We start from the raw sequence: 22,202 nt of genomic DNA on the forward strand, positions 1-22,202 counted from the left end.
GATGCGCCCGCTCGATCTGGATTTCCAGCGCAAGGCCATCGCCAGCCCGCTCGGCTGGGCGCTGCTGGCGGCCGGCTTGCTGCTGGCCGGGGCGCTCTGGGCGCTGCAGCAGCGGGTCGACGCACGGACGGCGCATGATGCACAGGAACTCGCCCAGCTGCAGCAGGGGCCGGGCGGCGAGGTGCGCCAGGCGCCGCTGTCGAAGGCCGACAGCCAGGCCCAGCAGGCCAGCCTGGCGGAGATGCGCCGGGTTTCGGCGGCGCTGAACCTGCCCTGGGAAGGCTTGTTCGCCACCCTGGAGGCGCTGCCGCTCAAGGACGTCGCCCTGCTCGGGCTGATCCCGGATGCGCGCAAGCGGCTGCTGCGGATCAGCGCCGAGGCGCGCAACCTGGAAGCCATGCTGGAGTTCCACCAGCGCCTGGAGGACAGCGACGGGCTGAGCGACGTGTCCCTGCTCGACCACGAGGTGCTGGTCCAGGTGGCCGAACGGCCGATCCGCTTCAACCTGCTGGCGACCTGGGAGGTGCCGGATGGCCGTCCATAGGCTGATCCTCCGCGAGCGGCTGCGGCGGCTGGGCTGGCCGGGCGCCGTCGGCGCCGCGCTGCTGGCGCTGGCCGCCGCCCACGGGCTGCTGGTCCTGTGGCCGGCCTGGCAGGCGCGCGAGGCCCTGGCGGCGCAGATCGTCGCGGCCCGCGAGCGCCAGGCGCGCATCGAGCGCGGCGTCGAGCTGCCGGCGCAGGGACCGGGCCAGCAACTGGCCGACTTCCACCGCCAGCTGCCGGCGCAACCGGCGGCGAGCAGCGCCATCGATCGGATCTACGCGGCGGCCCGGGCGCAGAACCTGTCGCTGGCGCGCGGCGAGTATTCCCTCGGCATCGACCCGAAGACCCGCCTGGCGCGCTACCGCATCCTCCTGCCGGTGCGCGCCGGCTATCCGCAGCTGCGCCGTTTCCTGCACAGCCTGCTGAGCGAGGTGCCGGCGCTGGTGCTGGAAGATGTCGAGTTCAAGCGCAAGGCCATCCAGGAAACCGAACTCGAAGGGCGCATCCGCATGACTCTCTATCTGTCGAGGTGGTGATGGAAAGGCGACGGCTGCTGGGCTGGCTGGTGTTTCTCGGCAGCGCGGGGCTGCTGGCGCTGCTGCCGGAATTCTTTCCGCCGCAGGAGGCCGAGCCTCTGGCGGTGGCGCCGCGCAGCCGGCCGGCGCCGGCGGCGCAAGGCCCGGCCGTCGCCGCGCCGGAGGCCCGGGCGGTGCGGGACGGAGCGGCGAGCCGGGCGGTGCCGCAGACGGATCTGTTCGCCGCCCGCAGCTGGCGCGCGCCGCCTGCGCGCCGTGCGCCCGATGCCGCGGCGCCGGTCGCGGCCGCCGCCTTGCCGCCGCCGCCACCGGCCGCGCCGCCGCTGCCCTTCGAGTTCATCGGCCGGCTGGACGACAGCGTCCACCTCAGGGCCTTTCTGCTGCGCGACGAGCGTGTGCACACGGTGCAGGCCGGCGACGTGATCGACGGCACCTACCGGGTGGAGAAGATCGCCGGCGACGAGCTGACCCTCGTCTATCTGCCGCTCAACCAGACCCAGTCGCTGTCCGTGGGGGACCGTCCATGACCATCGCAATGCGCAAGGATGCACGCGCTTTCTGCCTGCCGCTGCTGCTGGGCGGCTTGCTGCTGGCCGGCTGTGCCGGGCAGCCGACCCAGGAGGGCATCGACCTGATCGACCAGGGCAAGTACGAGGAGGGCCTGGTGAAGCTGGCCGAGGCGGCCCACGAAAATCCGCAGGACCCCAGCGCGCAGATCGCCCTGACCACCCAGCGGGCCAGGGTGGTCACCCGGTTGCTGGCCCAGGCCGACCAGGCGCGCAATGCGGGCAACCACGAGGCCGCGCAGGCCGCCTACCAGCAGGTGCTGGGCGTCGAGCCGGGCAACGCCCGGGCCAGCGAGGGCATGCGCCAGATCGTCCAGCGGCGCAACGTCGCCGAGCAGTACCGCCAGGCCGAGCTGGCGCTGGGCCGCGGCGACCTGGCCGGGGCCGAGCGGCTGGTGCGCGCGATCCTTACCCTGGAGCCGCGGCACGAGAGGGCGCTGGCCCTGCAGGCGGGCATCGAGGGCACCCGCGCGCAGACCGCCGTCGCCTACCCGCAGTTGCGCTCCAAGCTGCGCCAGCCGGTGAGCCTGGAGTTCCGCGAGGCCAACCTGAAGCTGGTCTTCGAGGTCCTGGCGCAGACCGCGGGAATGAACTTCATCTTCGACCAGGACGTGCGCCCGGATCTCAAGGCGACCATCTACGTCCGCCAGGTGGCGATCGAGGACGCGGTGGACCTGCTGCTGCAGCAGAGCCAGCTCAAGCAGAAGGTGGTCAACGACAACACCATCATCATCTACCCGAACACCCCGCAGAAGCTCAAGGACTACCAGGAACTGGTGCTGAAGACCTTCTACCTGACCAACACCGACGCCAACACCGCGCTGAACATGGTCAAGACCCTGCTCAAGACCCGCGACGTGTTCGTCGACGAGCGCCTCAACACCCTGACCATGCGCGACACGCCGGATGCGGTGCACCTGGCCGAGCGGCTGTTCCAGGCCCAGGACCAGGCCAATCCCGAGGTGGTGCTGGAGCTGGAGGTGATGGAAGTCTCGCGCAAGCGCATCCTCGACCTCGGCCTGCAGTGGCCGAACACCTTCGGCATCCTCACCGAGGACGGCACTAGCGCGGTGAGCATCCTCGGCCAGCTGCGCGGGATCAATTCCGACCGCATCAACTTCTCGCCGTCGCCGACCCTGAAGATCAACGCCAACGACAGCGACATCAACACCCTGGCCAGTCCGGTGCTGCGGGTCAGCAACCGCGAGCAGGCGCGCATCCACATCGGCGAGCGGGTGCCGGTGGTCAGCGCCACCTCGACGCCCTCGACCCAGGGGCCGGTGATCACCGAGAGCATCACCTACCTGGACGTGGGCCTGAAGCTGGAGGTCGAGCCGACCATCCACTTGAACGACGAGGTGGCCATCAAGGTGGGGCTGGAGGTGAGCAATGCGACCCAGCTGGCGCGCACCGAGGCCGGGACCATCCCGATCCAGGTGGACACCCGCAACGCGGTCACCACCCTGCGCCTGCGCGACGGCGAGACCCAGGTGCTCGCTGGGCTGATGCGCAACGATCACGGCAAGTCGGGCGACAGCATTCCCGGCCTCGGCGACATCCCCGGCCTCGGCCGGCTGTTCGGCAGCAACAAGGACACCCTGAGCAAGTCCGAACTGGTGCTCTCCATCACCCCGCGCATCGTGCGCAACCTGCCGTACCAGAATCCCTACGACATGGAGTTCGAGTCCGGTACCGAGACCGGTCTGCGTCTGCGTCCGGCCGCGCTGCCCCGCGAGGGCGAGGTCGGTCTGCGGCCGGCGAAGAAGCCCGTGCCGCTGGCCGCCGCCGAGGTCGAGCGGCGATGAGCGGCGGGCCGCGGCGGGCGCGCGGCTTCTCGCTGCTCGAACTGGTGATCGCCCTGGCGATCCTCGGGCTGCTGGTCGGCATGGCCGCGCCGCTGACCGAGACGGTGATCCGCCGCGGCAAGGAACAGGAGCTGAAGAGCGCGCTGTACCGCATTCGCGACGCCATCGACGCCTACAAGCAGGCGGCCGACGCCGGCTTCATCGAGAAGTCCGCCCTGGGCAGCGGCTACCCGCCCTCGCTGGAGGTGCTGGTGGAGGGCGTGCGCGACCTGCGCAACCCGTCGGGCAGCAAGCTGTATTTCCTTAGGCGGATTCCCCGCGATCCCTTCGCCGCGCCGGACACGAGCGCGCTGGAGAGCTGGGGACTGCGCAGCTACGACAGCTCCGCGGAGAACCCGCAGGAGGGCGAGGACGTCTTCGATGTCCATTCGCTGTCCGCCGGCCGCGGGCTCAACGGCATTCCGTACCGGGAGTGGTAATGAAACGACAGGCCGGATTCACCCTGATCGAGCTGCTGGTGGTCATGGCGATCATCGCCAGCCTGCTGACCATCGCCGTGCCGCGCTACTTCTCCAGCCTGGAGTATTCCCGGGAGACCACCCTCAAGCAGAGCCTGGCGGTGATGCGCGATGCCCTGGACCAGTACTACGGCGACACCGGCAGCTATCCGGAGAGTCTCGAGGCGTTGGTGGAGCAGCGCTACCTGCGCAACCTGCCGGTGGACCCGATCGTCGAGCGCAGCGACCAGTGGGTGGTATTGCCGCCGCCGGAGGGCATTCCCGGCGGCGTCGCCGACGTCAGGAGCGGCGCGGGCGGGCGGGCCAAGGATGGCAGCCTGTATGCCGACTGGTGAGGCGATGCGCGGCCAGCGGGGCTTCACCTACCTGGGCGTGCTGTTTCTCGTCGCGCTGATGGGCGGCGCGCTGGCCGCGGCCGGCCAGCTGTGGTCGACCGCCAGCCAGCGCGACCGGGAGCGCGACCTGCTGTGGATCGGCAACCAGTACGCCATGGCGCTGCGCAGCTACTACCGCAACTCGCCGGGCATCGCCCAGTATCCGCAGAGCCTCGAGGAACTGCTGGAGGACCGCCGGCAGATCAAGCGCCAGCGCCATCTGCGCCGGCTCTATGCCGATCCGGTCGGCGGCGGCGAGTGGGGGCTGATCCGCTCGACCGACGGACGCATCGCCGGGGTCTACAGCCTGTCCGAGCGGCGTCCGCTGAAGAGCGCGAACTTTCCGCCGGGCTGGGAGGGTTTCGAGGGGATGACCCGCTATGCCGACTGGCAATTCGTCGCCGAGCCGTCGTTCCGCCAGAAATAGGGCGCCGCACAGCAAGACGCCCCGGCGGAGCGGGGCGTCTGCATCTGCGTCATGGGCGAGGCGGGATTCAGCCCTGCCAGCGCTTGAACACCAGAGTGGCGTTGGTGCCGCCGAAGCCGAAGCTGTTGCTCATCACGGTGTTCAGGGTGACGTTCTCGCGGGTCTGCTGGACGATCGGCAGATCGGCGACTTCCGGGTCCAGTTCCTCGATGTTGGCCGAGCCGGCGATGAAGTTGCCTTCCATCATCAGCAGGCTGTAGATCGCCTCCTGCACGCCGGCGGCGCCCAGCGAGTGGCCGGACAGGCTCTTGGTCGAGCTGATCGCCGGGGCCTGGTCGCCGAACACGGTGCGCACCGCCTTGGCCTCGGCCACGTCGCCGACCGGGGTCGAGGTGCCGTGGGTGTTCAGGTAGTCGATCGGGGTGTCGACCGTGGCCAGCGCCAGCTGCATGCAGCGCACCGCACCTTCGCCGCTCGGCGCGACCATGTCGTAGCCGTCGGAGGTGGCACCGTAGCCGACGATTTCGGCGTAGATCTTCGCGCCGCGCTTGAGCGCGTGCTCCAGTTCCTCGACCACCACCATGCCGCCGCCGCCGGCGATGACGAAGCCGTCACGCTTGGCGTCGTAGGCGCGCGAGGCCTTTTCCGGGGTGGCGTTGTACTGGGTGGACAGGGCGCCCATGGCGTCGAACAGGAAGCTCTGGCTCCAGTGTTCCTCTTCGCCGCCGCCGGCGAAGACCATGTCCTGCTTGCCCATCAGGATCTGCTCCATGGCGCTGCCGATGCAGTGGGCGCTGGTGGCGCAGGCCGAGGAGATCGAGTAGTTCACGCCCTTGATCTTGAAGGGGGTGGCCAGGCAGGCGGAGACGGTGCTGCCCATGGTGCGCGGCACGCGGTACGGACCGACGCGCTTGACGCCCTTCTCGCGCAGGGTGTCCAGGGCTTCCATCTGGTTGAAGGTGGAGGCGCCGCCGGAGCCGGCGATCAGGCCGACGCGCGGGTTGGAGATCTCTTCCGCGGTCAGGCCGGCATCCTTGATCGCCTGCTCCATGGACAGGTAGGCGAAGGCGGCGGCATCGCCCATGAAGCGGTAGACCTTGCGGTCGATCAGCGCCTCCAGGTCCAGGTCGACGGAACCGGATACCTGGCTGCGCAGACCCATTTCGGCGTAGGAGGGGTTGTAGCGAATCCCTGGCCGGCCGGCACGCAGGTTGGCGGATACGGTGTCCTTGTCATTGCCCAGGCAGGATACGATGCCGAGGCCAGTGATCACGACGCGACGCATGTGGGTGTCCTTCAGAAGCTGTCGGTAGAGGTGAACAGGCCGACGCGCAGGCCTTCGGCACTGTAGATCTCGCGGCCATCGACGCTGACGGTGCCATCGGCGATGCCGAGGATCAGCGAGCGGCTGATGGTGCGCTTGATGTGGATGTTGTAGGTGAGTTTCTTCGCCGTCGGCAGCACCTGGCCGAAGAATTTGACTTCTCCCGAGCCCAGGGCCCGGCCACGTCCCGGATTGCCCTGCCAGCCCAGGTAGAAGCCGACCAGCTGCCACATGGCGTCGAGGCCCAGGCAGCCCGGCATGACCGGATCCCCTTCGAAGTGGCAGGCGAAGAACCACAGGTCCGGGTTGATGTCCAGTTCGGCGACCATTTCGCCCTTGCCGTACTTGCCGCCGGTTTCGCTGATATGCGTGATGCGATCGACCATCAACATATTGGGGGCGGGCAGTTGCGCATTACCCGGACCGAACAGCTCGCCGCGAGCGCAGCGCAGCAGGTCTTCCCGGGTATAGGCGTTTTGTTTGGTCATGCAAGTTCCTCAATGGTCCGTTCGTGAAGGGCGGACGATAACGTCTGGTGGCCGCAGGCAACGGGGATATGCTTCGGCAGCCTAGTCATAGACTGTTGCCTGATGTTGAAAGTCACAGTGCCGGGCCGAGTGCGATCATCCCTGCCATGGCGTCGCAGCCAGCGGCACAGGGCATGGGAGCGGAATGACGAAGGTCGGCCGTAATTGTCTAGTTTATCACTTGTTGACGGAGGGAAGGACCGTCAGGCGGCCTCGGGGAGCTTGCATATCTAAAAATACTTACGCCAGTGCCGGAGCCCACGCAAGGGACAACCGATGACTGGTCGTCGCGGCCTTGCCCCGTATAATGCCGCCCATTGCCGTACTGGAGGAACGAGATGACTGCAAGACAACCCATCGCGGTGCTCGGCGGCGGCAGCTTCGGCACGGCGCTCGCCAATCTGCTGGCGGAGAACGGCCACGCCGTGCGGCTGTGGATGCGCGATCCGGAGCAGGCCGAGGCGATCCGCACGCAGCGCGAGAATCCGCGCTACCTGAAGGGCGTCAAGGTGCTCCCCGGCGTCGAGCCGGTCACCGACCTCGCCGCGACGATCGCCGGCAGCGAGCTGATCTTCGTCGTGCTGCCCTCCGGCGCCTTGCGCCAGGTGCTGCAGCCGGTGTCCGCGCTGCTGGCCGGGAAGATGCTGGTCAGCACCACCAAGGGGATCGAGGCGCAGACCTTCAAGCTGATGAGCCAGATCGTCGAGGAGATCGCCCCCGCGGCGCGCATCGGCGTGCTCTCCGGGCCGAACCTGGCACGGGAGATCGCCGAGCATGCGCTGACCGCCACGGTCATCGCCAGCGAGGACGAGGCCCTGTGCCGGGCGGTGCAGGCCGTGCTGCACGGGCGCACCTTCCGCGTCTACGCCAGCGGCGACCGCTTCGGCGCCGAGCTGGGCGGGGCGCTGAAGAACGTCTATGCGATCATGGCCGGCATGGCCGCCTCGCTGGGCATGGGCGAGAACACCAAGAGCATGCTGATCACCCGCGCCCTCGCCGAGATGACCCGCTTCGCCGCGCGGCTCGGCGCCAACCCCATGACCTTCCTGGGCCTGGCCGGGGTCGGCGACCTGATCGTCACCTGCACGTCGCCGAAGAGCCGCAACTACCAGGTGGGCTACGCGCTCGGCCAGGGCCTCAGCCTGGACGAGGCGGTGGCGCGCCTCGGCGAGGTCGCCGAAGGGGTCAACACCCTGCGGGTGCTCAAGGCCAAGGCCGAGGAGCTCGGCGTCTACATGCCGCTGGTCGCCGGCCTGCACGCCATTCTCTTCGAGGGGCGCACCTTGGCGCAGGTCATCGAGGCGCTGATGAGCGGCGAGCCGAAGACCGACGTGGACTTCATTTCCACCAGCGGCTTCTGATTCCCGGCCCCGCCCGTCAAAAAGGAGGTTGCCATGAAACTCTGGCTGCTGCGGCATGGCGAAGCCGAGCCGCATGCCCACACCGATGCCGCGCGCGAGCTGACCCGGCACGGCCGCCAGGAGGTCCGCCAGGCGGCGGTCCACCTGATCGGCCGGCCGTTGCGGACGATTCTCTGCAGCCCCTATGCGCGCGCCCGGCAGACTGCCGAACTGATGGAGGATCTTCTCGATGGCAAGCCGCACCTGCAGGTGGCCGACTGGTTGACCCCGGACGACGATCCGCGCCAGGCCCTCGACCGCCTGGCCGAGCGCAACGAGGCGGAACTGCTGCTGGTCAGCCACCAGCCGTTCATCGGCGCGCTGGCCGGCCTGCTGATCCACGGCTACCTGCAGGATCCGCTGCCGATGCAGACCGCCAGCCTGGCCGAGCTGGACGGCGAGCTGCCGCTGGCCGGCGCCATGGATCTGCGGGCGCTCCGTCATCCGCGGCACGGCTACTGAGGGGCGCGCACAGGTCTATCCCATGCGCGCCAGCGGCCGCTTTCCGATGCTTTACTGTCAAGGCGGTGCCGACAGGTCTCGTGCTGTCCAAGGGAGTGGGCCGGCGCTGACCCGAAGCTGACACATGGGGCCGCTAGGCTGGCGGTCCTTGTATGAGCACCGACGTCCGCGATCGCCAATCGTGCTTAGGCGCCGATAGCGATGGGCTGCAAGAGCCACCTCAGAAAAACAAGAACAGGATGAGCCAGTCGGGGTCCCAGAGGCATCCTTCTTCGCATGGAGGCGAACAACCTTGGGCGCGGAGATCCCGAAGCGGTTCAACCTGATCAGATGGTTTTCCCTGGCCAGCTTCGCCGTCATCACGACGGTCGTCGTCTTGCTGGCCATTCTTTCCACGCGTTTCCTGCTGGTCGAGAGCGTGCGGCGCGACGGCCTGCTGACCGCCCAGTCGATCCGCTCGATCGCCGCCCTGGAGTGGCAGCGTGCCGGGGGCGAGCCGGACGGGCTCGAGCCGGGGCGGGGAGGCGAGGATTCCGCCGCACTGCCGGGGATGGTCGGGCGCGGCGAGCTGCTCGCGCACATCATCAATTTTCCCGATGTGCGGCTGGTCAACCTGTACGGTCCCGACCGGACCATCCTCTGGTCGAGCGATCCGCAGCTGATCGGCCGCAAGGGCGCCAGCCCGAGCCTGGAGGAGGCCTTCGGCAGCGGCGATACGGTGACCGCCAGTCATTTCCGGGCCGGCGGTGCGGGCTTTCTCGGCCCGCCGGCGAGTCTCCAGGTCGAGCACTACATTCCGCTCGACGACGGCACGGGCCGGGTGGCGTCCCTGCTGGAACTGCACAAGGAGCCGGTCGACCTGCTCGCCCACCTGCAGCGCAGCTACCTGGTGTTCTGGCTGGCGGCCGTGCTCGGCGGCCTGCTGATCTATCTCGGCCTGTTCTGGATGATCTGGCGGCTCTCGGGACGGCTCGCCGCCCAGCAGCGGCAACTGGTCGCCAACGAGACGGTGGTGGCCCTCGGCGAAATGTCCACGGCGGTGGCCCACAGCCTGCGCAACCCGCTCGCGGCGATCCGCTCCAGTGCCGAGCTGGCCCTGGATGCGCAGGCCGAGGCCTTGCCGCTGCGCAAGAACATCGAGGACATCATCGGCCAGGTCGATCGCCTGTCCAAATGCGTCAGCGAGCTGCTGATTTCCTCCCGCCCGCTCTGCGGCGACCGCGAGGCGGTGGACCCGGTCGCCGCGGTGGACGAGGTGCTGCAGGCCTTCGCGCGGCAGATCCGCGCCGCCGACATCCGGGTCGACTGGCAGGCGCAGCCGGCGCCGGCGGTGGTCAGCCACCGGGTGCTGTTCGCCCAGGTGCTCAACAGCGTGATTTCCAATGCCATCGAGGCCATGCCGCGGGGCGGCTCGCTGCGCATCCGCATCGCCGTCGACACGCTGGAGCGGCGCCTGCGCCTGACCATCGGCGACAGCGGCAACGGCATGACCCAGGAGCAGATGGCGATGGCCTTCCGGGCCTTCTACACCACCAAGCGCGGCGGCCTCGGCGTCGGCCTGGTGCTGGTGAAACGGATCATGGAGCGCTTCGGCGGCTCGATCCGGCTGGACAGCCGGGAAAAGGAGGGAACCGACGTGTGCCTGGCTTTCAGGATCGCAGAGAGGGGATAGACACGATGGAGCACAGCATTCTGATCGTCGAGGACGACGCGACGCTGGCGGGCAACATTCAGACGTATCTCGAACGCAAGCAGTACGAGGCGCGGGTCTGCGGTTCCGCCGAGGAGGCCCTGGCCGTCCTGGAGACCTACCGTCCCGACGTACTGCTGACCGACCGCTCGCTGCCGGGCATGAGCGGGCTGGAGCTGATCGCCCGGGTACGCGCCAGCGATCCGCAGATCAAGCCGATCGTGATGACCGGCTACGGCAACGTGGAGGACGCGGTGGCGGCGATGAAGGCCGGCTCCTACCACTACCTGACCAAGCCGGTGGTGCTGGCCGAGCTCAGGCTGCTGATCGACAAGGCGCTCGAGGCCCAGCGCCTGGAGCACACGCTGTCCTTCTACCAGGCGCGCGAGGCCAGGGACGCCGGGCTCGCGGCGCTGCTCGGCGAGTCGCCGGCGATGCGGACCATGAAGGCGACGGTGCGCCAGCTGCTGGAGGCGGAAAGCCGGATGACCGACGCCGACCTGCCGGTGGTGCTGATCCAGGGCGAGACCGGCACCGGCAAGGAACTGATCGCCCGCGCCCTGCATTTCGACGGCAGCCGGCGCCACGGCCCCTTCGTCGAGGTCAACTGCGCCTCGATCCCGGCGCACCTCTTGGAGGCGGAGCTGTTCGGCCACGAGCGGGGCGCCTTCACCGACGCCAAGGAGCGGCGCGTCGGCCTGGTCGAGGCGGCGGACGGCGGCACCCTGTTCCTCGACGAGATCGGCGAGATCGAGCTGTCGCTGCAGGCCAAGCTGCTCAAGCTGCTGGAGGACCGCAGCATCCGCCGGCTGGGCGCGGTCAAGGAGCGCCGGGTCGACCTGCGCATCGTCGCCGCCACCAACTGCAACCTGGAGCGGATGGTCCAGCAGGGCCGGTTTCGCCGCGACCTGTTCTTCCGCCTGCGGATCATCGAGATCAGGGTGCCGCCGCTGCGCGCCCGCGGCGACGACGTGCTCGCCCTGGCCGAGCATTACCTGGCCCTGCACGGCCGGCGCTACGGCAAGCCCGGCCTGACCTTCAGCGCCGAGGCCCGGGCGCTGCTGAAGAACTACAGCTGGCCGGGCAATGTGCGCGAACTGCGCAACATGCTGGAGCAGACCGCGCTGCTGGCGCCGGGCAACCTGGTCGGCGCGGCCCAGCTGGCGCTCTGCCCGGAGCTGATGGACGGCGGCGAGGCGCGCCCGGCAGCGTCCCGGGACTATGCGCCGGGGTTGCCCGAAGAAGGACTCAACCTGCCCGAAGTGGAGCGCGACCTGGTGCTGCGCACCCTGGACAGGACCGACTGGAACGTGACCAAGTCGGCGCGCTTGCTGGGCCTGACCCGCGACATGCTGCGCTACCGGATCGAGAAGCTCGGGCTGGCGCGGCCGGACCGTCGGCATTGATCTGCGTTTCGGCAAGGCCTCTCCCTTCGAACCGGGGCGGAGCCCTGCCTCAGGCAGGCGCTGCCGGCCCCGGGGCAGCGAGGATGCGCCCGTCGAAAACGCCGTGAAATGCCAGGGGCGGGGCTTGAGCTGCAGGAAGACGGGGCTATCTTTACAACTCGTTGTTGAGAACGGCAATCGAATGCGCGAATGCAAAACCGTCTGGCTTGCCGGTACGACCATCATGACCGCCAGCCATGACACGGGTAGGCCTGTGCGAAGACGTTCCCGCGCCGGCTCAAGGTCCAGGGCATTCCCAGCGAGAAGTTCAGCGTGTACGCCAGGAGGCATGGATACATCTTCTGAAAACGGATTTTTCGACCATGGAACAGCCATTTCCGCGGCTCACCGACGCTCCCCCCATCAATGACCTGCGCAGCGCCCTGGCGCGTCTGGAGACAGTGCCGGGTCAACTCCTGCACACCGACCATCCCGTCGATCCGCATGCCGAGCTGGCCGGCGTCTACAAGCGCGTCGGGGCGGGTGGCACCGTCCGGCGGCCGACCCGGCTGGGGCCGGCGATGATGTTCGAGAACATCAAGGGCTATCCGGATTCGCGGGTGCTGGTGGGCGTGATGGCCAGCCGCGAACGGGTCGCCCTGCTGCTCGACAGCACGCCCGAGCGACTGGCCGAGCGCATGGGCGAGGCGATCGAGCAGGCCCTCGACCCGGTGCTCGTGCCCCGCGAGCAGGCGCCCTGCCAGGAAGTGATCCACCGTGCCGAAGACCCCGGCTTCGACCTGCGCAAGCTGCTGCCGGCACCGACCAACACCGACGAGGATGCCGGCCCGTTCTTCTGTCTCGGCCTGGTGCTGGGCAGCGATCCGGAGGAGGGCCATACCGACGTCACCATCCACCGCCTGTGCGTGCAGGACCGGGACCGGCTGTCGATCTTCTTCGCCCCGGACCGGCACATCGACAAGTTCCGCCAGAAGGCCGAGGCAGCCGGCCAGCCGCTGCCGGTGACCATCAACATGGGCCTGGACCCGGCGATCCACATCGGCTCCTGCTTCGAGGCGCCGACCACGCCGCTGGGCTACGACGAGCTGAAGATCGCCGGCGGCCTGCGCGGCAGGCCGGTGGAGCTGGTCGAGGCAGTCAGCATCCGCCAGCGGGCGATCGCCCGCGCCGAGGTGGTGATCGAGGGCGAGATCCTGCCCCACGAACGCCTGCGCGAGGACATCAACACCGACAGCGGCCGCGCCATGCCGGAGTTTCCCGGCTACACCGGGCCGGCCAATCCGTCGCTGCCGGTGATCCGCGTGACCGCCGTCACCATGCGCCGGCAGGCGATCTTGCAGACCTTGGTCGGCCCCGGCGAGGAGCACACCAACCTGGCGGGGATTCCCACCGAGGCGAGCATCCGCAACGCCGTGGAGCGGGCCATGCCGGGCCTTCTGAAGAACGTCTACGCGCATACCGCCGGCGGCGGCAAGCTGCTCGCCGTGCTGCAGGTGGCCAAGCGCCGGCCGGGCGACGAGGGCCGCCAGCGCCAGGCCGCGCTCATCGCCCTGGCCGTCTACCGCGAGCTGAAGAACGTCATCCTGGTCGACGAGGACGTCGATCCGTTCGACTCCGACGACGTGCTCTGGGCCATGCAGACGCGCTACCAGGGCGACGTGGACACCATCTTCGTGCCCGGCGTGCCCGGCCATGTGCTCGATCCGTCGCAGATCCCCGAGTACAGCCCGTCGATCGCCGCGCGCGGGCTGACCTGCAAGACCATCTTCGACTGCACGGCCCCTTGGCATCTGCGGGAGCGCTTCGAGCGGGCGAAGTTCCGCGAGGTCGATCCGCATCCCTTCGCCCCCGCGCTCTTCCCGAAGGCCTGCCCATGAACGCGCAACGTCTGGTCGTCGGCATCAGCGGCGCCACGGGGATCGTCTACGGCATCCGTGCCCTGCAGATGCTCAGGAGCCTGGAGGTGGAAAGCCACCTGGTGGTGTCGCGCGCCGGGGAAATGACCCGCGCCTACGAAACCCGGCTCAAGCGCGACGAGCTGTATGCGCTGGCCGACCATGTGCATCCGATCGGCGATGTCGGCGCGAGCATTTCCAGCGGCTCGTTCCGGACGCTGGGCATGCTGGTGGCGCCCTGTTCGGTGCGTACCCTGGCGGAAATCGCCAGCGGCGTGACCTCCACGCTGCTGACCCGCGCCGCCGACGTGGTCTTGAAGGAGCGCCGGCGTCTGGTGCTGATGGTCCGCGAGGCGCCGCTGCATGCCGGGCATATCCGCAACATGCTGACGGTCACCGAGCTGGGCGGCATCATCCATCCGCCGGTGCCGGCCTTCTACACCGAGCCGCAGAGCATCGCCGACATCGTCGATCACTCGGTGGCTCGGGCGCTCGACTGCTTCGGTCTGGACGTGCCGGGCAGGCCGCGCTGGGGCGAAGACCTCGCACTGTCGCCGGCAGACCGGGGCCGGAGCGCCTGAGCGCGCCGGGGGCGAATTTCGCTCCCGGCGCCGCGACCATGACCGTCACCGGCGAGGTGCGGTCATGGTCGGTGTCGTACCTGGCCTCAGCGCACTTCCAGTAGCCGATGCCCGCGGTTCGATCGCTTATAACCCTGCCGGGGGAGTTGGGGGCGCACCGGCTTGATCGATTCAGCGATGAGAAAAGCCAGCTCGAGAGCCTGATCGGCATTCAGGCGCGGATCGCAGTGGGTGTGATAGCGATCGGACAGGCGATCTTCGGTGACCGTCCGGCTGCCGCCGATGCATTCGGTGACGTTCTGCCCGGTCATCTCGATATGGATGCCGCCGGCATGGCTGCCCTCGGCCTGATGCACGGCGAAGAACTGCCGCACCTCGCGCAGGATGCTCCCGAACTCCCGGGTCTTGTAGTTGCCGGCCTTGATGGTATTGCCGTGCATGGGATCGGAACTCCACAGCACCTGGCGGCCTTCGCGCTGTACCGCGCGGATCAGCGCCGGCAAGTGCTCCTCCACCCGGTTCGCGCCCATTCGCGCGATCAGGTTGAGACGGCCCGGCTCGTTGTCCGGGTTGAGGATATCGATCAGCCGCAGCAGCCCTTCGGGGTCGGTGGTCGGCCCGACCTTGACGCCGATCGGGTTGCCGACCCCGCGCAGGAACTCCACGTGGGCGCCGTCCGGCTGGCGGGTGCGGTCGCCGATCCACAGCATGTGCGCCGAGCAGTCGTACCACTCGCCGGTCAGGCTGTCCTGACGGGTCAGGGCCTGCTCGTAGTTCAACAGCAGCGCCTCATGGGCGGTGAAGAAATGGGTCTTGTGCAACTGCGGCGTGCTCTTCAGACCGCAGGCGCGGATGAAGGCGAGGCTTTCGTCGATACGGTCGGCGAGCTGTCGGTACTTCTCCGACAAGGCTTCGTCGGAAATGAAGTCGAGGTTCCACTGATGGAGTTGATGCAGGTCGGCGAAGCCGCCCTGGGCGAAGGCGCGCAGCAGGTTGAGGGTGGCGGTGGACTGGTGGTAGGCCTGCAGCAGGCGCTGCGGGTCCGGCGTCCGGCTTTTCGCGTCGAAGTCGATGCCGTTGACGATGTCGCCGCGGTAGGCGGGCAGGGTGACGCCATTCACTGTCTCGCTGCCGGCCGAGCGCGGCTTGGCGAACTGGCCGGCCATGCGGCCGACCTTGACCACCGGGCAGCCGGCGGCAAAGGTCATGATCACCGCCATCTGCAGTAGCACCTTCACGGTGTCGCCGATCTTGGCCGAGGAGAACTCGGCGAAGCTCTCCGCGCAGTCGCCGCCCTGCAGCAGGAAGGCGCGCCCCTGGCTGACCTCGGCGAACAATTGGCGCAATTCGCGGGTCTCGCCGGCGAAGACCAGCGGCGGATAGGCGGCCAGGGTCTGCTCCACCTGGGCGAGGTGGGCGGCATCGGGGTATTCGGGTTGCTGCTGGACGGGTTTGCCTCTCCAGCTGTCGGGATTCCAGGGGTGCTTCATCATCAGGTCCTTTGATTGGATAACGGCAAGGTGGATGTAACTGCTGGGTCGCGAAGTGATGCCGAGTCCTGCCGAGGCAGGCTCAGCGCTAGAACCACTCATTAACCATTGATTACGTTTACCGTTTACACCTGTGCAGAGGGTGGCTTGCGTCCTACCCAACCGGTGTCGGCGATGGCGAATGCGCTCTGGTTGCACCCGGGCGGATGTCCCTTCGAAACTCCCGCTCACCGCGTCCACGAAGACTGCACGCTTGCCCCCGTGGCGGCCTGCTCTGCTGCTGGCATGCCGCTCGGCATGCTGCCTCTGGGCAGGTGCCTAGAAGTAATGCACGCCCTGCGCAGAACGGGGCGGGCGGCCGACAAAAGGCACTGTCCGCACCGGAATTGTCGACAGGCGGCCCTTTGCGCCGCTACCGGAAGGCCTGGCTGATAGCGCGATGAGGGCACCGGCGAGCGGTCGCCGAGGGGGATACGGGACCCGGAGTCGCCCGGCCTCCTGGCGGAGGCAGCGGCGCCGGCCCGTCCCGGCTGGAGAGCGCGGCGCTAATCCGCCTCGACCGCCGCCAGCTCCGCCTCGACTTCACGGGGTTGACGGGCGCTGCGGTATTGCAGGGCCAGGGTCAGGCCGAGTCCGGCGAAGGAGGCCAGCGCGCAGACCAGGAAGATCGAACGGAAACCGTGGCTGCCGATCAAGAGACCGATCAGCGGACCGGCGACACCCAGCGCCAGGTCGAGGAACAGCGAATAGGCGCCGATCGCCGCGCCGCGGTTCGAGGCCGGCGTGCTCTTCACCGCCTCCACGCCGAGGGCCGGGAACACCAGCGAGAAGCCGAAGCCGCTCAGCCCCGCGCCGAGCATCGCCGACAGCGGACCGGGCGCCGCCCAGAGCAGCAGCAGGCCGGCGGCTTCGACCAGCAGGCAGGCGATGCCCACCCGGTAGCCGCCGAGACGGTCGATCGCCTGGGCGAACAGCAGGCGGGCGGCGATGAAGCTCAGGCCGAAGGCGGTCATCGCGTATTCCGCCCAGGCCCAGCCGCGGCTGTCGTAATACAGGGTGATGAAGGCGGCGATGGTGCCGTAGCCGAGGGTGCCCAGGGCCATCGCCAGTCCATACGGGCTGACCCGTCCGAGCACGTTCATGAAGCTCAGCCGCTCGCCGGCGACCACCGGCACGCCGGCCTTGCGCCAGGCCAGGGCGAGCCCGAGCAGGGCGATCAGCAGCACGCTGGCGCCCATCCAGGGCAGGCCGAAGCGCTCCACCAGCCAGACGCCGAACGGCGCACCCAGGCCGATCGCGCCATAGCTGGCGATACCGTTCCAGGAGATCACCCGGGCGGTGCCCGCACTGCCGACTTGGCCGATGCCCCAGGCGATCGCGGAGGCGCCGAGCACGCTGTGGGCTGCGCCCAGTACCAGGCGGCTGAGCACCAGGGTGAGCAGGCTGAGCAGCGGCAGGGCCAGCCAGAGCGTCGCCAGCAGCATCAGCAGGCCGCCCAGAGCGCAGCCGGTCAGCCCGTAGATGACGCCCTGCTTGGGGCCGGCGGTGTCGATCACCCGGCAGGAAAACGGGCGCACCAGCAGGGTGAGCAGGTACTGCAGGCCGATCACCAGACCGGCGACCAGGGTGCTGAAGCCCAGCTCGTGGTGGATCAGCCCCGGCAGGACCGCCATGGGGATGCCGATGCTCATGAAGCCGAGAAAGGAGAAGCAGACGATGGAGAGGATCTGCAGGGTGTCGCTCGGGACGGGCGTCGTGTCGGACTCGTGGGACATGGGATTTCCGGGCTGGAGGCTCTGGTGAGGTATGTCATCAGACAACTATTTTGACGACGACGCAACCGATGAGCGGCATCCGTGGATGATGCGTTCCCGAGCCCGGCAACGGAAGCCGCCCGCTGACAAGGCTGTGCGCTGATCGCCCGGCAAGCAGCGGGGCCATCCCTTCAGTCGCGATAGAACACCTGCACCAGGTGGTAGCCGAACTGCGACTTCACCGGGCCGTGAATTTCGCGCAGGGCCTTTTTGAAGATCACCTGGTCGATCGACCGCACCATCTGCCCCGGACGGACCTCGCCGAGGTCGCCTCCGCGCTTGCCCGAGGGGCAGAGCGAGTGGCGGCGGGCGAGCTGGGCGAAGTCCTCGCCCCTGGCCAGGCGCTGCTTCAACTGCGCGGCTTCGGCCTCGCTGCCGAGCAGAATGTGACGTGCCATCGCTTTGGCCATAGAAGGAGTCCTCAACTTGGAAGTCTGCGCATTGTGCCAGATCGAAAGGGCTGGCTAGAGTGCCGCGAGCCGGTTTGACAACCGCTTGATTTTCAACGACATATGCCTCGCGGACCTATTCCATGGATATTCAATCGATGCTGAGAGTCCTGGCCACCCAGGACGGTTCGGACCTTTACCTGTCCACCGGCGCGCCGCCCTGCGCGAAGTTCAACGGCGTGCTCAAGGCGCTCGGCCAGGAGCCGCTGCAGCCGGGCGCCGTGGCGAAGATCGCCGAGGGGCTGATGGACGCCGAGCAGCGCGTCGAGTTCGAGCGCGATCTGGAAATGAACCTGGCGATCTCCCTGCCGAACATCGGCCGCTTCCGCATCAACATCTTCAAGCAGCGCAACGAGGTGTCCATCGTCGCGCGCAACATCAAGCTGGACATCCCGTGCTTCGAGGACCTCAAGCTGCCGAAGATCCTCCTCGACGTGGTGATGGAGAAGCGCGGTCTGGTGCTGTTCGTCGGTGGCACCGGCTCGGGCAAGTCGACCTCCCTGGCGGCGCTGATCGACTACCGCAACCGCAACAGCGGCGGGCACATCATCACCATCGAGGACCCGGTGGAATACGTGCACCGGCACAAGAAGTCGATCATCAACCAGCGCGAGGTCGGGGTGGACACCCGCAGCTTCCACGCCGCGCTGAAGAACACCCTGCGCCAGGCGCCGGACGTGATCCTGATCGGCGAGATCCGCGACCGCGAGACCATGGAGCACGCCCTGGCCTTCGCCGACACCGGCCACCTGGCGATTTCCACCCTGCACGCCAACAACGCCAACCAGGCGCTGGACCGCATCATCAACTTCTTTCCCGAGGAGCGTCGCCCGCAGTTGCTCAACGACCTGGGCAACAACCTCAAGGCCTTCGTCTCCCAGCGCCTGGTCAAGACCCAGGACGGCAAGCGCCGGGCCGCGGTGGAGGTGCTGCTCGGCACGCCGACGGTGCGCGACCTGATCAAGCGCAGCGAGCTGTCCGAGATCAAGGAGATCATGGCGAAGTCGCGCAACCTGGGCATGCAGACCTTCGACCAGGCGCTGATCGAGCTGGTCAACGAAGGCGCCATCGGCGAAGAGGAGGCGCTGAAGAACGCCGACTCGGCGAACAACGTGCGCCTCCAGCTGAAGCTGCACCGCGACGGCGGGGTGGCCGGCGCCGACAAGAAGGCCGGGGAAAGCGCCTGGCAGGGGCTGAGCCTGGAGGTGGAGGAGCCGGAGGAGGCCGGCAAGGCCTGATCGCCCGGGCGGGGCGCCGCGCGGGCGCCTCGGCCTGCGCCGCGGTCAGTACACCCAGACCTCGACCCGGCGGTTCTTGATCCGGCCTTCCTCGCCGCTGTTGGCGGCCACCGGCAGGGCGTCGCCGAGCCCGACGATCTCGCGGAAAGTCGCGCCGCCCTTGGCCAGTTCGCGGCGCACCGCCATCGCCCGCAGCTTCGACAGCAGGGCGCTGCGCTCGCTGTCCTGCTTGGGATCGCCGAAGCCGACCAGCACCACCGAATTCTCCAGCTTGCCCTTCTCGCGCAGGTAGGCGAGCACGCGCTCGACATCGCGCAGGGCCTTGTTGTCGAGCAGGGCGCTGCCTTCCTGGAAGCGGAAGTTCACCGACAGGCGCTGCGCCCCGCGGGCCAGCTGCAGGTAGCTCTGCGGCATGCCGGCGTGCGGATCGACGTGCACCGCCTGCACCCGCTGGGCGATGAAGCCGCTCTGCGCGACCACTTCCTGGCCGCGCGGGCTGTGGGCGAACTCGACCAGCGCCTTGACCCAGGGGCCCGGCTGCTTCGGCGGGTTATAGAGGAATAGGCGCCGCGACAGGGGATAGTCCTCGGTGGCGACCAGGCTGGGCTCGGGCGGCATCGGCCGGGAGTCGCCGGCGGAGATCGCCAGGGCCTTGGCCTGGCGCACGTAGGGCAGGCCGATGAAGCCGATGCCCGCCAGGTCCTGAGTCACCGCGCCGGACAGCTGGCTGCTCGACTCGAAGCGCCGGGCCTCGGCGGCGAGGCTCTTGCCCTGGGGCTTGAGCACCAGTTCGTTGAAGGTGTCGAAGGTGCCGGAGTGGGCGTCGCGGGCATACAGGTGGATCGCGCCGCCGCGCCCGCCGAGTTCTTCCCAGGTCCTCACTTCGCCGGCGAACACCCGGGCCAGCTGTTCCAGGCTGAGGGCGCGCAGCGGGTTGTCCGGATGGAGGATGACCGCCAGGCCGTCGATGGCGATCACCTGCTCGGCTTCGAGGCTGCGCATGTCGCCCAGCGCCGCCAGCCCGGCGGCCTCGCCGTCCTTGATCGGCCGCGAGGAGGCGGCGAGGTCGGCGCTGCCCTCCTGCAGGGCGACGAAGCCGGTGCTGGAGCCGTGGGCGCTGATTTCCGCCAGCACCTGGCGGCCCTGGGCATCCAGGCCGACGACCCGCTGCTCGTTCGCCGACGCGCCATTCTCGACGTGCACTTCGCGCAGGCCCTGTTGCTCGAACAGGCCGACCAGCAGCGCCGGGCCGAGTTCGGCGCCGATGGTGTTGGAGCCCTGGATGCGCAGCACGGGAGACGGCGCGGCGGGCGTGGACTGGGCCGCCGCGACGCTCCATGGCAGGCTGGAGCAGAGCAGGGCGATCAGCAGGGAACGGGCAGGGCTTCGCGGGAAACGGGCAGGCACAGGCAGGGCGCGCGACATGGCTGGGGCACCTTCTTACTACACAGGTGGGAGGGTGGCGCGAGAATAAGTCGGTTTGGTTGCACTTCCGTGACAGTCGATCGGCGGTGCCGGCCGCCGTGCCGGGCTGTGAACCCGGTCACGGTATGTCGCGATCAGTCGATTTCCAGCCACACCGGCGCATGGTCGGAGGGTTTGTCCATGGCGCGCAGTTCGCAGTCCACGCCGGCACCGCGCAGGCGCGGGCGCAGGGCGCGGGAGGTAAGGATCAGGTCGATGCGCAGACCGCGCCGGGGATCGTCCTCGAAGCCGCGGCTGCGGTAGTCGAACCAGCTGAAGTGGTCGCAGACCTCCGGGTGCAGCTCGCGGAAGCTGTCCTGTAGGCCCCAGCCCTTGAGCCGGGCCATCCATTCGCGCTCTTCCGGCAGGAAGCTGCACTTGCCGGTGCGCAGCCAGCGCTTGGCGTTCTCCGCGCCGATGCCGATGTCGCCGTTCTCCGGCGCGATGTTGAAGTCGCCCATCAGCGCCAGCGCCTGGTTGGGGTCGAAGCGGCTCTCCAGCAGGGCCTGCAGGTCGGCGTAGAAGCGCGTCTTGGCGGGAAACTTCAGCGGATGGGCACGGCTCTCGCCCTGCGGGAAGTAGCCGTTCATTACGGTGACCGGCTGGCCGGCGGCGTCGGCGTAGACGCCCCAGATGAAGCGCTTCTGCGATTCCTCGCCGTCCTCGGGAAAGCCCTTCTGCACCTCCAGCGGCGGCTGCCGGGACAGCAGGGCGACCCCGTAATGGCCCTTCTGCCCGTGGTAATGCACGTGATAGCCCAGCGCCTCGATCTGCTCGCGAGGAAATTGCTCGTCGGCGACCTTGGTTTCCTGCAGGCCGATCACGTCCGGCCGGTGCTTTTCGATGAGTGCCGAGAGCTGGTGCGGGCGGGCGCGCAAGCCGTTGATGTTGAAGGAGACGATCTTCATGAAGGGCTGCCGGTTCGAAACGGGGGCGCCATGCTAGCCGATCGCTCCATCGCCAAGCCAGCCGCCTGGCGGCACCCGGGGGCCGATGCTAACGTGCAGGGAGGGGGAAACGAACCGCCGCCAGGAGGCCCTGCCCATGACCGCGCCTGCCGAAGTCCGGCTCATCGACGGCGGATACCTGCGCGAGTCCTGCTCGCTGCTCTACCAGGCCTACCGCCGCACGCCGACCTTCACCTACCTGCTCGAGTCCGACCGGCCCGGCTACGAACAGCGGGTGCGCGCCACCGTGCGCGAGCTGCTGTCGCGGCATTTCGCCGACGACCTGCCGGCGCTCGGCCTGCTGCTCGGCGAGCGGCTGATCGGCGTGGCGCTGATCTCCCCGCCGCAACGCCGCCTGGAGATCACCGAAAGCTGGAGCTGGCGGCTGCGCATGCTGCTGACCGCCGGCTTCCGCTGCACCCGGCGTTACCTGGACTACCACGAGGCGGTGATCGCCTGCCTGCCGCCGGGCGCCTACCACATGCTGCCGCTGATCGGCGTGCGCCCGGAGTTCCAGGGCTGGCGCTACGGCGAGCAGCTGCTCGGCGCCCTGCACCGCTGGTGCGCCGGGGACAGCAACTCGCGGGGCATCGTGCTCGACACCGGCGACCCGCACTATCTGGAGTTCCTCCGGCGCCAGGGCTACCAGGAGATCGGCCAGGTCGAGCTGGGCCCGGTGCACGAGCACATCCTCATCCATCCCAATCCGCAGCCGCTGGTGGAGACGGGCGCCTGAGCACGCGCAA

21 protein-coding genes and 1 pseudogene are annotated in these 22,202 nt (G+C 68.6%); 15 read left to right on the top strand and 7 right to left on the bottom strand.

The genetic code is table 11. The annotated features are described in order from the left end of the window. Position 1: 1 nt before the first annotated feature. Genes Atro_RS01545 through Atro_RS01575 form a run of 7 tightly spaced genes read left to right on the top strand, consistent with a single transcriptional unit; the run spans position 2 to position 4,769 of the window. Positions 2-544 (top strand): pilus assembly protein, encoded by a 543-nt coding sequence (locus Atro_RS01545; protein ID WP_165891660.1) that lies wholly within the window; start codon positions 2-4, stop codon positions 542-544. Further along, the gene (locus Atro_RS01550) at positions 531-1,079 is read left to right on the top strand and encodes a GspMb/PilO family protein (RefSeq protein ID WP_497926135.1); all 549 of its coding nucleotides are present in this window, start codon (positions 531-533) and stop codon (positions 1,077-1,079) included. Before Atro_RS01545 ends, Atro_RS01550 begins: the two co-directional genes overlap by 14 nt. After that, positions 1,079-1,606 (top strand): hypothetical protein, encoded by a 528-nt coding sequence (locus tag Atro_RS01555; RefSeq protein WP_497926136.1) that lies wholly within the window; start codon positions 1,079-1,081, stop codon positions 1,604-1,606. The genes Atro_RS01550 and Atro_RS01555 overlap by 1 nt, the downstream gene beginning before the upstream one ends. Beyond that, on the top strand, positions 1,603-3,450 hold the full coding sequence (locus Atro_RS01560; protein WP_497926137.1) for a secretin GspD/PilQ domain-containing protein: 1,848 nt from the start codon (positions 1,603-1,605) through the stop codon (positions 3,448-3,450). Before Atro_RS01555 ends, Atro_RS01560 begins: the two co-directional genes overlap by 4 nt. Then, complete coding sequence (locus Atro_RS01565; RefSeq protein ID WP_497926138.1) at positions 3,447-3,929, top strand: type II secretion system protein; 483 nt, start codon at positions 3,447-3,449, stop codon at positions 3,927-3,929. The genes Atro_RS01560 and Atro_RS01565 overlap by 4 nt, the downstream gene beginning before the upstream one ends. Next, complete coding sequence (locus Atro_RS01570; protein WP_497926139.1) at positions 3,929-4,303, top strand: type II secretion system protein; 375 nt, start codon at positions 3,929-3,931, stop codon at positions 4,301-4,303. Before Atro_RS01565 ends, Atro_RS01570 begins: the two co-directional genes overlap by 1 nt. Continuing rightward, on the top strand, positions 4,278-4,769 hold the full coding sequence (locus Atro_RS01575) for a type II secretion system protein (protein ID WP_497926140.1): 492 nt from the start codon (positions 4,278-4,280) through the stop codon (positions 4,767-4,769). Before Atro_RS01570 ends, Atro_RS01575 begins: the two co-directional genes overlap by 26 nt. A gap of 67 nt (positions 4,770-4,836) precedes the next feature. On the opposite strand, the gene fabB is transcribed toward Atro_RS01575, so the two are convergent. Together fabB and fabA are read right to left on the bottom strand one after the other, a co-directional pair. Further along, positions 4,837-6,054 (bottom strand): beta-ketoacyl-ACP synthase I, encoded by a 1,218-nt coding sequence (gene fabB / locus Atro_RS01580; RefSeq protein WP_497926141.1) that lies wholly within the window; start codon positions 6,052-6,054, stop codon positions 4,837-4,839. An 11-nt stretch (positions 6,055-6,065) separates the two neighbouring features. After that, positions 6,066-6,581, bottom strand: a complete 516-nt coding sequence (gene fabA, locus Atro_RS01585; RefSeq protein ID WP_497926142.1) for a 3-hydroxyacyl-[acyl-carrier-protein] dehydratase FabA — start codon at positions 6,579-6,581, stop codon at positions 6,066-6,068. A gap of 377 nt (positions 6,582-6,958) precedes the next feature. Here fabA and Atro_RS01590 point away from each other — a divergent pair, with 377 nt between their 5' ends. The 6 genes from Atro_RS01590 to Atro_RS01615 all read left to right on the top strand — a co-directional run bounded on the left by Atro_RS01590 (position 6,959) and on the right by Atro_RS01615 (position 14,054). Continuing rightward, positions 6,959-7,981, top strand: a complete 1,023-nt coding sequence (locus Atro_RS01590) for an NAD(P)H-dependent glycerol-3-phosphate dehydrogenase (RefSeq protein WP_497926143.1) — start codon at positions 6,959-6,961, stop codon at positions 7,979-7,981. A gap of 33 nt (positions 7,982-8,014) precedes the next feature. Then, complete coding sequence (sixA, locus tag Atro_RS01595) at positions 8,015-8,482, top strand: phosphohistidine phosphatase SixA (protein ID WP_497926144.1); 468 nt, start codon at positions 8,015-8,017, stop codon at positions 8,480-8,482. A 292-nt stretch (positions 8,483-8,774) separates the two neighbouring features. After that, positions 8,775-10,154: a sensor histidine kinase gene (locus Atro_RS01600; RefSeq protein ID WP_497926145.1), complete on the top strand. Its 1,380-nt coding sequence runs from the start codon at positions 8,775-8,777 to the stop codon at positions 10,152-10,154. Between the two features lie 5 nt (positions 10,155-10,159). Continuing rightward, complete coding sequence (locus Atro_RS01605; RefSeq protein WP_497926146.1) at positions 10,160-11,578, top strand: sigma-54-dependent transcriptional regulator; 1,419 nt, start codon at positions 10,160-10,162, stop codon at positions 11,576-11,578. A 362-nt stretch (positions 11,579-11,940) separates the two neighbouring features. Next, a complete protein-coding gene (locus tag Atro_RS01610) occupies positions 11,941-13,455 on the top strand; it encodes a UbiD family decarboxylase (protein WP_497926147.1) in 1,515 nt (504 codons plus the stop codon). After that, positions 13,452-14,054 (top strand): UbiX family flavin prenyltransferase, encoded by a 603-nt coding sequence (locus Atro_RS01615; protein ID WP_497926148.1) that lies wholly within the window; start codon positions 13,452-13,454, stop codon positions 14,052-14,054. The genes Atro_RS01610 and Atro_RS01615 overlap by 4 nt, the downstream gene beginning before the upstream one ends. 152 nt (positions 14,055-14,206) lie before the next feature. Here Atro_RS01615 and Atro_RS01620 read toward each other — a convergent pair. The 3 genes and pseudogenes from Atro_RS01620 to Atro_RS01630 form a co-directional block, all read right to left on the bottom strand. Further along, positions 14,207-15,544: pseudogene (locus Atro_RS01620) on the bottom strand (class II 3-deoxy-7-phosphoheptulonate synthase); the annotation flags it as partial. Positions 15,545-16,089: 545 nt separating this feature from the next. Further along, positions 16,090-17,319, bottom strand: a complete 1,230-nt coding sequence (locus Atro_RS01625) for an MFS transporter (protein WP_497926149.1) — start codon at positions 17,317-17,319, stop codon at positions 16,090-16,092. A gap of 170 nt (positions 17,320-17,489) precedes the next feature. Next, entirely contained in the window at positions 17,490-17,768 is a 279-nt protein-coding gene (locus Atro_RS01630; RefSeq protein WP_497926150.1) for a peptidylprolyl isomerase, read from the bottom strand. A gap of 122 nt (positions 17,769-17,890) precedes the next feature. Here Atro_RS01630 and Atro_RS01635 point away from each other — a divergent pair, with 122 nt between their 5' ends. Further along, positions 17,891-19,045 carry a PilT/PilU family type 4a pilus ATPase gene (locus tag Atro_RS01635; protein ID WP_497926151.1) on the top strand — a complete coding sequence of 385 codons (1,155 nt, stop codon included), beginning with the start codon at positions 17,891-17,893 and terminating at the stop codon, positions 19,043-19,045. A gap of 45 nt (positions 19,046-19,090) precedes the next feature. On the opposite strand, the gene Atro_RS01640 is transcribed toward Atro_RS01635, so the two are convergent. Both Atro_RS01640 and xthA read right to left on the bottom strand, forming a co-directional pair. After that, the gene (locus Atro_RS01640; protein ID WP_497926152.1) at positions 19,091-20,470 is read right to left on the bottom strand and encodes a substrate-binding domain-containing protein; all 1,380 of its coding nucleotides are present in this window, start codon (positions 20,468-20,470) and stop codon (positions 19,091-19,093) included. A 134-nt stretch (positions 20,471-20,604) separates the two neighbouring features. Next, positions 20,605-21,417, bottom strand: a complete 813-nt coding sequence (gene xthA / locus Atro_RS01645) for an exodeoxyribonuclease III (RefSeq protein WP_497926153.1) — start codon at positions 21,415-21,417, stop codon at positions 20,605-20,607. Between the two features lie 136 nt (positions 21,418-21,553). Here xthA and Atro_RS01650 point away from each other — a divergent pair, with 136 nt between their 5' ends. Beyond that, positions 21,554-22,192 carry a GNAT family N-acetyltransferase gene (locus tag Atro_RS01650; protein WP_497926154.1) on the top strand — a complete coding sequence of 213 codons (639 nt, stop codon included), beginning with the start codon at positions 21,554-21,556 and terminating at the stop codon, positions 22,190-22,192. Positions 22,193-22,202: the final 10 nt, after the last annotated feature.

The sequence above is a fragment of the Azotobacter tropicalis genome (genome assembly GCF_059739045.1).